Source organism: Streptomyces sp. NBC_01244 (assembly GCF_035987325.1).
In the GTDB taxonomy this organism is placed as follows: domain Bacteria; phylum Actinomycetota; class Actinomycetes; order Streptomycetales; family Streptomycetaceae; genus Streptomyces.
In genome coordinates, this window is the sequence record NZ_CP108488.1 from 3504160 (window position 1) to 3515190 (window position 11031).

Genomic DNA, 11031 nt, shown 5'->3' on the forward strand with positions numbered 1-11031 from the left:
ATGCTGGGATTCGGAGTGACGGCGCTCATGCTGGTGGGCTCCGCCGCCGTCCACTACTACCTGTGGATCCGCCTGGTCCGTGACACGACCGGGCCGGGGACGACCGTGCGGCGGCTGGGCACGTGGGGGGTGGTCCTGTCGGCGCTGCTCGCTCCCGGGACCCGGATCCTCACCCCGCTGTTCGATCCCTCGGACGGAGGTGGCGGCCGGTTCCTGGCGTGGCCCGGCTACGTCCTGATCGGAGTGCTGCTCTACCTGCTGCCGACGCTGGTGATACTCGAACTGCCGCGGGCGCTCGCGCTGCGCACGTGGCGGCGTGCCGAGCGGCAGACGGATGCGACTCCGGTGCCGGTGTCTGTGTCGGTGCCGGTGCCGGTGTCTGCGTCTGCGTCTGCGTCTGCGTCTGCGTCTGCGTCTGTCGAGTCGGCGCAGGTGGCACCGGCCCCGGCAGAGGCCGGGGCGGCCGCCGGGGCGGCGGACCGTCTGGTCGGCCGGCGGCTCTTCCTCGGCCGGGCGGTGGGCACCCTGGCCGGGGCCACCGCCCTCGGCACCGTGGGCTACGGCATGTCCTCGGCGCTCGGGGACCCGCTGATCAAGCGCGTACCGGTCACCCTCGCCAAGATGAACCCGCGCCTGGCCGGTCTGCGGATCGCGGTCGTCAGCGACATCCACCTGGGGCCGCTCCTCGGCCGCGCCCACACCGAGCGGATCGTCCGGATGGTCAACGGGCTGCAGGCCGACCTGGTGACGATCGTCGGCGATCTCGCCGACGGAACGGCGTCCCAGCTGGGGCCCGCGGCCCGGCCGCTGAAGGGACTCGAATCGCGTTACGGGAACTTCTTCGTCACCGGCAACCACGAGTACCTCTACGACGGGGTCGAGGACTGGCTGGACGAGATGCGCAACGTCGGCGTCCGCCCGCTGGTGAACGAACGCGTGGAGATCCGGCACAACGGGGCCTACCTCGACCTGGCCGGGGTCGAGGACCTCGCCGGGGAGGACCACGGCCGGGGGCCCGACCTCGGGAAGGCCCTGGGCGGACGGGACCTGTCGCGTCCCGTCGTGCTCCTCGCCCACCAGCCGGTGTTCGCCGAGGAGGCCGCCCGGCACGGGGTGGACCTCCAGTTGTCCGGCCACACCCACGGCGGGCAGATGTTCCCGCTGACCGCGATCACCGAGCTGGCCAACCCGGTCAACTCCGGGCTCGGCAAGGTGGACGAGACCCAGGTGTACGTGACGAACGGGGCGGGCTTCTTCGGCCCACCGGTCCGGGTCGGCGCCCCGGCGGACATCACCCTGCTGGAACTGCGTTCCCCGCAGGCCTAACCCCGTCCGGGCCGTGGTGGGTCAGGGCCGTTCGAAGGCCTTGACCGCCTGGTAGTAGGTCCACGCGGCGCCGTCGCAGGAGGCCTTTCGGGCGCCCGAGTAGCGTGCGCAGACCCGCTTCAGGTCGGAGTGGAACATCTCGTCCAGCCGGGGCTTGGCCGCCTTGAACTCCCCCGCCGCCTTGTAGTTGCGGTAGCCGAAGTCATGCCGGGCGCAGGCCGTCCGGAAGGGGAAGCCGAAGGGATTGTCCGGGGAGGTGGTGCAGTAGTCCGTGGTCCAGTCGAAGCCGTACGGCTCCCACTCGCCCTGGTTCCCGCGCGCCGCGGCCCAGGCGCCCTGGCTGGCCGTGCCCGGCTGCGTCCAGCCGCTCAGCACCTGCGGCTTGTCCTCGGGGACCTGCGGGGCCTGCCGCTGCGCCGCGGACGCCGGGGGCGCGAAGGCCAGTACGGCTGCCACGGCGCCGGAGACGAGGGCGGACACCCGGGCTCCGGTCCGGCCGGGGGCCGGGGCCGCGGCCGGGATCGGGATCGGGGCGGCTGATGCGAGGGCGGGGGCGGGTGCGGGGCGGCGGGGCACGCATCCTCTAACGAGGGGTGCCACCGCGGGTGTCGGACGGGGCGGGCGCGGGTGGTCGGAGGGCGGAACCGGTACTCAGGTATGAGCCGGTGTCACCCTTCCGGCAGAGATCCGGTTCAGCCTCGGGAGGGACGCGGACTACGGCCGGCGCCGCGAATACTCGTAGACATGAACCGCCGTCCTCTCGTCATCGCCGCCGCCACTGTGGGAGTCCTCGCCACCGCTGCCATCGCCCTGCCCAACCTCCCGCGCAACCCCCTGACCGACACCATCAACGACCGGGTGTTCAAGGAGAGGGGCATGCGCTTCGCGACGGCCGCCGACGCTCCGGCGCACGGGGAGCCCGTGCCCGGGAAGCCCGCGCGCGGGGAGGCGACGTGGGTGCTGCCGCGCTGGGTGCCGAAGGACGCGACCGACATACGCATCATGGCGCGCACCGACGGCAAGGCCAGGCTGCTCCGCTTCACGCTGGGAGCGACCCCGCTCGACGGCCCGCAGTGCTCGGCGGGCACACCGAGCAAGCACGCGGGGACGGCGCTGGAGGCCAAGTGGTGGCCTGCGGGCACCGGCTCCGAGGAGCGGCCCGAGTGCCGGGGCACCTACCAGTACCAGGTCACCGTGCGCGGCAAGGAGGTCTACGCCTGGACCGACGGCACCCCGTCCCCCGGGGCCGGGGCGCAGGAAGGCACCCCGGTCCGGCAGGTGTCGGTCACGCCCCGCTGATCCGGGCCGCCCGGGGGTGTCAGTGAGGCGCGCGCAGTTCGCGGGCCGCCGCCAGTTCCGCGAGGCGGGCCCAGTGGGGGCGCAGCCAGTCCTCCGGTGAGGCGGCCGTCGGCAGGCCCGCCGGCAGGCTGTCATGGAAGGCGGTGGTCTCCGGTTCGACGGCTCGGTGGTGCGTCAGGATCCGCGGTTCCCCGGGGCCGTCCGAGGCCACGGCCACGCTCCGCAGGAACATCGCGTTGGCCACCAGCAGCCAGTGCGGCCGGCCCGGGTCGGCGCCGGATCCGTCTCCGTTGTCGCTCGACAGCGCCCACGGGTCGGGGGCCAGGTACCGGACCCGCCCGACGCCGGTGAACTCGGCCGCCGCCGCGCACATCGAGCACGGCTCCTGGGTGCTCCAGAGCGTCGCCGTGCCCAGGTCCCAGCCCGTGCGGGCGGCCCCCAGCGCGTTCATCTCGGCGTGCGCGAGCGGCGTCCCGCGCAGCGGCCCGGCGCCCGGGCCGTCCTCGTACGCCTCGTTGCGCCCCTCGGCGACCGGCTTCCCGTCGGCGTCCGTGAGGACGGCTCCCACCGCGAGGCCTCCGGCCGCGAGCGACTCGTAGGCGAGGGCGAGCGCCCTGCGCAGAGGCTGCGGCGCGGCGCGCCACTCCGTGTCGAAACCGTGCTCCCCGTTGATCATCCGGCCATTATCGCCGCCGCTTTGGCCGCTCCCCCGGCAGAGTCCTCCCCCGCTGCTTCGTCACCCCTGGCGTCATCCCGTGCGCCACCGCTGTCGGCGCCTGTCGCGTCATCCTGTCGCCGCCGCCTGACTCGTCACCGCTATCGTCACGGCTCCCGTCACCGCTCTCGTCACGGCTCTCGTCATCGTCATCGGCACCGCTATCGTCGCCGTCATGGACATCCGCCCCGCCCGTACCGTCGCCGAACTCCACGCCGCGCAGGCCCTCTTCGACGGGCCCGCCCGCGCGGACTGGTCGGAGCGGTTCCTTTCCGCCCCGGGGCACCTGATGCTGATCGCCTACGTGGACGGCGCACCCGTCGGCATGGTCTCCGGCATCGAGATGATCCACCCCGACAAGGGCACCGAGATGTGCCTCTACGAGCTCTCCGTGGACGAGGACCACCGCCGGCGCGGCCTCGGACGGGCCCTGACCGAGGCGCTCGCCGCCGAGGCCGAGTCGCGCGGCTGCTACGGCATGTGGGTGGGCGTCGACACCGACAACGAGGCCGCGCTGGCCACGTACGGGGCGGCCGGCGCCCGCGACGAGGGCGTCTTCAGGATGCTCGGCTGGCCCTTCGCCCGGTAGCCCCTCACGGCCCCCCGGGGCGGCGTGTCGTGGGGCCAGTCGGCGCACCCTCCGCGCGGCCGGCCCGTGCCTCGCCGAGCATCGGCGGCATGACCGCATTCACCGCGCTGCTCCCGGCCGCCGCCCTGCTGGCGGCGGCCACCGCCCTGCCGCCGTACGCCGCCACCGCCGACGTCCCCACCGCCCCCTACGTCGTCGTCCTCAAGGACGGCAGCACCCGCGTCTCCGCGGCCGCCGCCGCCCGCGCCCTCGCCGCCGAGGCCGAGGCTGCCGGCGATCGCGTCGAGGCCGTCTACGACACCGCCCTGAGCGGTTTCGCCGTCCGCACCACCGCCGCCCGCGCCGCCGAACTCGCCGCCGATCCCCGGGTGGCCTCCGTGGAGCCCGACGCGGTCTTCCGGATCGACGACACTCCCGTCAACGACCCCGTCGATCCCATCGACCCCGTCGCGCCCGTGGACCCCGTCGCCCCCGCCGCTCCCCTCGTCCAGACCTCCGCGCCCTGGTCCCTGGACCGGCTCGACCAGAGCGAACTGCCCCTCGACGGCTCGTACACGTACCCGGTCAAGGCCGAGGGGATCACCGCGTACATCGTCGACACGGGGATCAACACCCTGCACCAGGAGTTCGGTGGCCGGGCCCGCTGGGGCGCCAACGCGGTGTTCATGGAGGCCGCCACCGACTGCAACGGCCACGGCACGCACGTCGCCGGGACCGTCGGCGGAGCCACCTACGGGGTGGCCAAGGGCGTTTCGCTCGTCGCCGTGAAGGTGGCGGACTGCCGCGGGGACGCGACCCTGTCGGCCATCACGCGCGGCATCGACTGGATGGTGAAGGACGCCCTCAAGTCGCCCTCCACCCCGGCCGTGGCCAACATGAGCCTGGGCGGCGGCCACAGCTTCGCCCTCGACCGGGCGGTGACCCGGGCGATCGCGTCCGGGATCACCTTCGCCGTGGCGGCGGGCAACTCCGGCGAGAACGCCTGCACCGGCTCTCCCGCCCGCGTCCCGCAGGCGCTCACGGTGGGCGCGACGGACGCACTGGACCGGCGGCCCGCCTTCTCCAACCACGGCGCCTGCGTGGACCTCAACGCCCCCGGCGTGGCCGTCACCTCGGCCTGGAAGGGTTCCGTCACGGCCACCGCCCGCGCCTCCGGCACCTCGATGGCGGCCCCGCACGTGGCGGGCGCCGCCGCTCTGGTACTGGCTCGGGGCTTGGCGGCCGGCGGCCCGCGCCAGACGCCCGCGCAGGTGGCCGGAACCCTCGTACAGGACTCCGTGCGGGACCGGATCACTGCCCTGCCGGCCGGGACGCCGAACCTGTTGCTGCACGTCCCGACCGGTCCGTAGCCCGTACGGGGGCATCCGCCGGCGGCGCCTCCCCCGCCCCGGCGGACCCGGCCGGACCGCCTCGCAAGCCCGGTGCGCAGGCCCGGTCCGGAAGCCCGTTCCGGAAGCCCGTTCCGACACCCCACCCGCCCCACCCGCGCCGCCCCGGGCCAACGGGTATCCGCCGCTCCGCTCCACCCGGCCTGATGGCACATCAATTTCTGTGTGCTTCGGGCGAAAGCAAGTCATTGACTTCTCAATCCCGCGACGCGTCAATGTCGGCCACCGCACCGGCTCGACCTCCCCCACACAGCGGGTGGGGGGAGGGTTCGTATGACGAAGGAGTCGCGACCCAGTGAGTACAACGTTTCGACGAAGAGTTCTGGCCGGGGCTGGCGCTCTGTCCCTGGCCCTGACGGGCGCCGTGGTGGGTCTGTCGGGCACCGCGCAGGCCGCGACCAAGACGACGCCCGTCCCGATGGACTGCGTCGCGCCCGCGCCCCAGCCGGGTGGTTCGGGCACCCAGCCCTACACGATCACGCTGCCCGACGGCGCCAAGGCCGGCGACGTGGTGCCGATCACCATCGACCCGGGCCCGAGCCCGGTCATCCCCAGCTTCTCGGTGACGACCACGAACGTCTCCAAGATCACCCTCAAGGTCGGGTCGACCCTCCAGACGGTCGTCAGCCCGCCCGAGACGGTCGACGTGATCGCCGGACAGGCGCTCAACCCCGCCGCCTTCTCCGGCACCGTCAAGATCCCGGACGGATCCGAGGGCACCACGGTGACCGTGGCCCTGGACCTGGCGGTGACCGACGCGAGCCTCATGGGCTCGGTCTTCACCACCACCTGTACCCCGAACCCCCGCCCGAGCGCCTCGCTCGGCTCGGTGGTCGTGGAAGCCCTGCCCAAGGACCCGATCACCACCAAGCTGTCGCCCAACAGCGGTCCGGCGGGCCAGGAAGTCGTCGTCACGGGCGCCAACTTCCCGGCGGGCGCGGTCACCTGCTCCGCGTTCAAGAACGGCACGGCCACGGGTGACACGGGTGGCGGCACGGCCACCGCGGCCGGCGTCGCGACCTGCAACATCGTCGTCAACCAGCCCGCCGACAAGATCCGGATCGACGGCGCGATCCTCCCGTACAAGGACTACGTCTTCATCGCCCAGCAGCCCGGCGTGCAGAACCCGGTCGACGTGGAGGTCCTGCCCGGCCCGCTGGCCATCGGCCCGGAGGCGGGCAACCCCGCCGTCAGCTTCGGTTCGGTCACCATCAACGGCAAGTCCCAGTCGGTCGTCGGTCAGTTCACCGCGATGGCCGTCCAGGACTTCCGCGGCGGGACCCTCGGCTGGGACGTCTCGGCGACCCGGACGCCGTTCCTGAACCAGGTCACCGGCCACTCCATGGCCACGGCGCAGATCGGCATCCAGCCGACCTGCAAGGTGACCAACCCGGCCAGCCCGAGCCCCTGCACCGCAGGTACGCCCGGTGCGATCTCCGACGTCCCGATGAAGGTCGCGTCGGCGGCTCCGGGCGGCGACAACCTGACCGGTGGCGAGTTCGAGATCGGCGGAGCCGGAATGATCCAGCTCCCGCCGTTCATGTTCGCGGACAGCTACCAGTCGGTCGTCACCTTCTCGATCGCCTGACCCGTACGACCCCGCTCCACCCGGGTGGTGCGGCGCCCCGGCGCCGCACCACCCTTCCGCGCACCACCCTTCCGCGCACCACCCTTCCGCGCACCACCCTTCCGCCAGCGATCGCCCCAGCTCACGCCCTCCCCGTCCGGCCCGACTGGAGAACCGCCCATGCGTACCCGCACCCTCCTCCTCGGCCTGCTCCTCGGCCTCGCCGCCCTGCTGCTCCCGGCCCTCCCCGCGACGGCCGCGGACAACGGCACCTGGGGCGTCTTCCCGACACCCCCGGCCGGTGCGGCGATGACCGACCGCGCGTACTTCTTCCACCAGGGCGAGGCCGGCACCACCATCAGCGACAGCGCGACGATCGTGAACTCCTCCGACAAGGAGCTGACGTTCCAGATATTCGCCACCGATGCCGTGAACACCCCGGTGGGCGGCGGCTTCGCACTGCTGCCGGTGGAGACGAAGCCCAAGGACGTGGGCACGTGGGTCGCGCTGCCGCCCGAGACCAAGACCACCGTCACCGTGCCGCCCAAGGGCCGCAAGGACTTCCCGTTCTCCGTGAAGGTCCCGGCGGACGCGACACCCGGTGACCACGTGGGCGGGATCGTCGCCCTCAACACCGCCGTGGAGGGCGTCCAGCAGGAGGGCAAGGTCCAGGTCGGGGTGAAGCGCCAGGTCGGTGCCCGGCTGTACTTCCGGGTCCCGGGTCCGGTGACCCCGGGGCTGAGCGTGGAGGACGTGAAGATCAGCCGGGCGGCGCCGCTGCTGCCCTGGGTCAAGGACGCCCGCGCCAAGATCACGTACTCCCTGGTCAACCGGGGCAACGTGGTCGTCGAACCGAAGGTGACGGTCTCCGCCGAGGGGCTGTTCGGCCGCCGGGTGCTCGACCGGCCGGCCCGCGAGCTGAAGCTCGTCCTGCTCCCGGGCCAGCGGATCGAGCTGACCGAGGAGTGGGCGGACGCACCCCAGTCGGACTGGGTCACCGTCGACATCACCGCCGGCGCCTCGGCCTACCCCGACCTCGTCTCCTCCTCCGCTACGGATTTCCTCGCGGTGCCGTGGACCGCACTCGGCGCCCTCCTGGTGCTGGCCGGCGCCGCCGTCGCCGCCCGGGCACTGCGCCGGCGCCGCCGGGCCTCCGCCGAACGGCCGGAACAGGCACCGGACTTGGCTGGAGTGCGCTGATCGGCAAAGGTGTCCCCAGGGGACGGCATCCGGCCATCCCCGGGCAGGGGCAGGCGCCCGGGAGGCACCACACATGGCACGACAGCACGGCGAAGCGGAGCCCGGCCGGCCCGCGCACGAAACCCCCGCCGGCCGGCCCGCGGATCCCGCCGACGCGGGGATCGGGCTACTGGCCCTCGTCGAGCGGACTCTGGGCACGGGCACCGCGGTGTACGTCCCGGGGGACGGCTGGATCCGGCTCACGCTCCCGCTCGAGGACGGTGGTCCGGCCCCGGTCACGGTGGACGTGATCGCGGACACCCGCCGGACCCCGCGCGGGATCGCGTACCTCCTGCCGGGCGGCGGATTGAACTTCGGCTCCGTCTTCTTCACCCCGTCCGACCTGAACCTCGCCCACCGGCTGCGCCGCGAGGGCCTTCTCGTCGTCGGCGTCACCCCGCGCGAGGACGCCGCGACCGCGCAGGACATCGGACCCGACTGGGGGCTCGCGGCGCACCGCCGGGATCTGGCCGCGGCCGTGGAGGCGCTGGAGGGGGCGCTCGGGCTGCCGTACCAGTACGTGGGGCACTCCGCCGGGGCCCTGCTCGCCCTGGACGCCGCCGCGCACGACGAATCGCCCCGCCTGACCCGGGTGGTGGCCCTGGACACGACCGGCCCCTACTCCGGCGACCTGGCCGTGCGGGCGGCCCAGACCCGGGACGCGTACGAGGCCCGGATCGCTGGGGGCGCGTACGCGACCGACCCGGGCCTGGCGGCGCTGGTCGCCCGGGCCGTCACCGACCCGGCGGGCGCCTCGGATGTTCCCTGGCCCCCGGATCCCGGGCTCCGCTTCACCAACGCCGGGCTCGCCCACTACGCGCTGGTCCGCACCACCCTGCTGCCCGGCCCGGCGGACTGGATCCACACCCAGGGCCACGCGGCGGGCTCGTACGTCTTCGGAGCCGCCCCGGCCGGGGACCGCTTCGGCCTCACCCACACCCCGCTGGCCACCTGGCACGCGGCGGCCACCGCCCTGGGCAGCGGGCTGGTCCCGACCGCTCTGATGCGGGACCTGGCCGCGGTCTGGGCGGGCGACGAGAAGACGTACGCGATCGACTGGGGGCGGATCTCCGCCGAAGTGGTGTGGATCAACACCGAGCTGGGCCGCGGCGACCACGCGCGCGGCCCCCGGCTGATCCGGGCGGGCGGCAACCGGCGGGTCCGCTTCGCCGTCGTCCCGGGCTACGGGCACGGCGACCCCCTCTGGTCGCAGACGGCGGCGGCGGACGTCTGGTCGCTGCTCTAGAGCAGGACCGTGCCGGGCTGAGCCGGGGCCCGGGCCGAGCAGGACTGTGCCGGGCTGAGCCGGGCCGGGAACGGGCTCGCCCCCCGCGGTGAGGGTTGCGGGGGGCGAGCGGTCCTACGAGGCGTGCGCCCGGCCGGGACTCCGGCCGGGGACTCCCGTCAGTGGTTGCGCGGGAATCCGAGGTCCACGCCGGCGGGGGCGTCCGACGGGTCGGGCCAGCGGGTCGTGACGACCTTGCCGCGGGTGTAGAACTGGATGCCGTCGTTGCCGTAGATGTGCAGGTCGCCGAAGAGCGAGTCCTTCCAGCCACCGAAGGAGTGGTAGCCCACCGGCACCGGGATCGGCACGTTGACGCCGACCATGCCCGCCTCGATCTCCAGCTGGAAGCGGCGGGCGGCGCCGCCGTCGCGGGTGAAGATGGCGGTGCCGTTGCCGAACGGCGAGGCGTTCATGAGCGCCACGCCCTCCTCGTAGGTCTCGACGCGCAGCACGCACAGCACCGGGCCGAAGATCTCGTCGCGGTAGGCGTCGGAGTCGGTCTTGACGTTGTCCAGCAGCGAGAGGCCGATCCAGTGGCCCTTCTCGTTGCCCTCGACCGTGTAGCCGGTGCCGTCCAGGACCACGTCGGCGCCCTGCGCGGCCGCGCCCGTCACGTACGAGGCGACCTTGTCGCGGTGGGCGGCGGTGATCAGCGGACCCATCTCGGAGGTCGGGTCGTTGCCGGGACCGATCTTGATCTTCTCGGCGCGCTCGCGGATCTTGTCCACGAGGGTGTCGGCGATGGAGCCGACGGCGACGACGGCCGAGATGGCCATGCAGCGCTCGCCGGCCGAGCCGTAGGCGGCCGAGACCGCGGCGTCGGCGGCGGCGTCCAGGTCGGCGTCCGGCAGCACCAGCATGTGGTTCTTGGCGCCGCCCAGGGCCTGTACGCGCTTGCCGTTGGCGGAGGCGGTGGTGTGGATGTGGCGGGCGATCGGGGTCGAGCCCACGAAGGAGACGGCCGCGATGTCGGGGTGCGCGAGGAGGGCGTCGACGGCGACCTTGTCACCGTGGAGCACGTTCAGCACGCCCGCCGGCAGACCGGCCTGGCTGGCGAGCTGTGCCAGCAGCGTGGAGGCCGAGGGGTCCTTCTCGCTCGGCTTGAGGATGAAGGTGTTGCCGCAGGCCACGGCCAGCGGGAACATCCACATCGGCACCATCGCCGGGAAGTTGAACGGGGTGATGCCCGCGACCACGCCGATCGGCTGGCGGATCGAGGAGACGTCCACCCGGTTGGACACCGAGGTGGACAGCTCGCCCTTGAGCTGCACGGTGATCCCGCAGGCCAGCTCGACGATCTCCAGGCCTCGGGCGACCTCGCCCAGCGCGTCGGAGTGCACCTTGCCGTGCTCGGCGACGATCAGGTCGGCGATGGCGTCGCGGTTGGCGTCCAGCAGGGCGCGGTAGGCGAACAGCACCTTGGTGCGGGCGGCCAGCGAGGACTGCCCCCAGGACAGGAACGCCTCCTTGGCGACCCGTACGGCCGCGTCGACCTCGTCGGCGGACGCGAGGGCCACCTGCGTGGTGACCTCACCGGTGGCCGGGTCGGTGACAGGGCCGTAGTTGCCCGACGCGCCCTCGACGGTCTTGCCACCGATCCAGTGGTTGACGGTCTTCATGCCT

At 73.4% G+C, this 11031-nt stretch carries 10 protein-coding genes; 7 read left to right on the forward strand and 3 right to left on the reverse strand.

From position 1 onward, the window contains the following. A complete protein-coding gene (locus OG247_RS15555; protein WP_327252811.1) occupies positions 1-1326 on the forward strand; it encodes a metallophosphoesterase in 1326 nt (441 codons plus the stop codon). A 21-nt stretch (positions 1327-1347) separates the two neighbouring features. Here the strand turns inward: OG247_RS15555 and OG247_RS15560 are convergent, their stop codons facing one another. Beyond that, positions 1348-1806 carry a phospholipase gene (locus OG247_RS15560; protein ID WP_442813619.1) on the reverse strand — a complete coding sequence of 153 codons (459 nt, stop codon included), beginning with the start codon at positions 1804-1806 and terminating at the stop codon, positions 1348-1350. 264 nt (positions 1807-2070) lie between these two features. Between OG247_RS15560 and OG247_RS15565 the strand changes: the two genes are divergently transcribed. After that, positions 2071-2625: a hypothetical protein gene (locus OG247_RS15565; RefSeq protein WP_327252812.1), complete on the forward strand. Its 555-nt coding sequence runs from the start codon at positions 2071-2073 to the stop codon at positions 2623-2625. 19 nt (positions 2626-2644) lie between these two features. Here OG247_RS15565 and OG247_RS15570 read toward each other — a convergent pair whose 3' ends face one another. Then, a complete protein-coding gene (locus tag OG247_RS15570; RefSeq protein WP_327252813.1) occupies positions 2645-3301 on the reverse strand; it encodes a nucleoside deaminase in 657 nt (218 codons plus the stop codon). 214 nt (positions 3302-3515) lie between these two features. On the opposite strand from OG247_RS15570, the gene OG247_RS15575 reads away from it, so the two are divergent. The 5 genes from OG247_RS15575 (at position 3516) to OG247_RS15595 (ending at position 9369) form a co-directional block, all read left to right on the forward strand. Continuing rightward, positions 3516-3929: a GNAT family N-acetyltransferase gene (locus tag OG247_RS15575; RefSeq protein ID WP_327252814.1), complete on the forward strand. Its 414-nt coding sequence runs from the start codon at positions 3516-3518 to the stop codon at positions 3927-3929. An 89-nt stretch (positions 3930-4018) separates the two neighbouring features. Beyond that, complete coding sequence (locus tag OG247_RS15580) at positions 4019-5278, forward strand: S8 family peptidase (protein WP_327252815.1); 1260 nt, start codon at positions 4019-4021, stop codon at positions 5276-5278. A gap of 334 nt (positions 5279-5612) precedes the next feature. After that, entirely contained in the window at positions 5613-6905 is a 1293-nt protein-coding gene (locus OG247_RS15585) for a hypothetical protein (RefSeq protein WP_327252816.1), read from the forward strand. Positions 6906-7064: 159 nt separating this feature from the next. Further along, positions 7065-8084, forward strand: coding sequence for a WxL protein peptidoglycan domain-containing protein (locus tag OG247_RS15590; RefSeq protein ID WP_327252817.1), 1020 nt, complete (start codon positions 7065-7067; stop codon positions 8082-8084). A 73-nt stretch (positions 8085-8157) separates the two neighbouring features. Beyond that, positions 8158-9369 (forward strand): hypothetical protein, encoded by a 1212-nt coding sequence (locus tag OG247_RS15595; protein ID WP_327252818.1) that lies wholly within the window; start codon positions 8158-8160, stop codon positions 9367-9369. Between the two features lie 158 nt (positions 9370-9527). On the opposite strand, the gene OG247_RS15600 is transcribed toward OG247_RS15595, so the two are convergent. Next, a complete protein-coding gene (locus OG247_RS15600; RefSeq protein ID WP_327252819.1) occupies positions 9528-11027 on the reverse strand; it encodes a CoA-acylating methylmalonate-semialdehyde dehydrogenase in 1500 nt (499 codons plus the stop codon). Positions 11028-11031 lie beyond the last annotated feature (4 nt).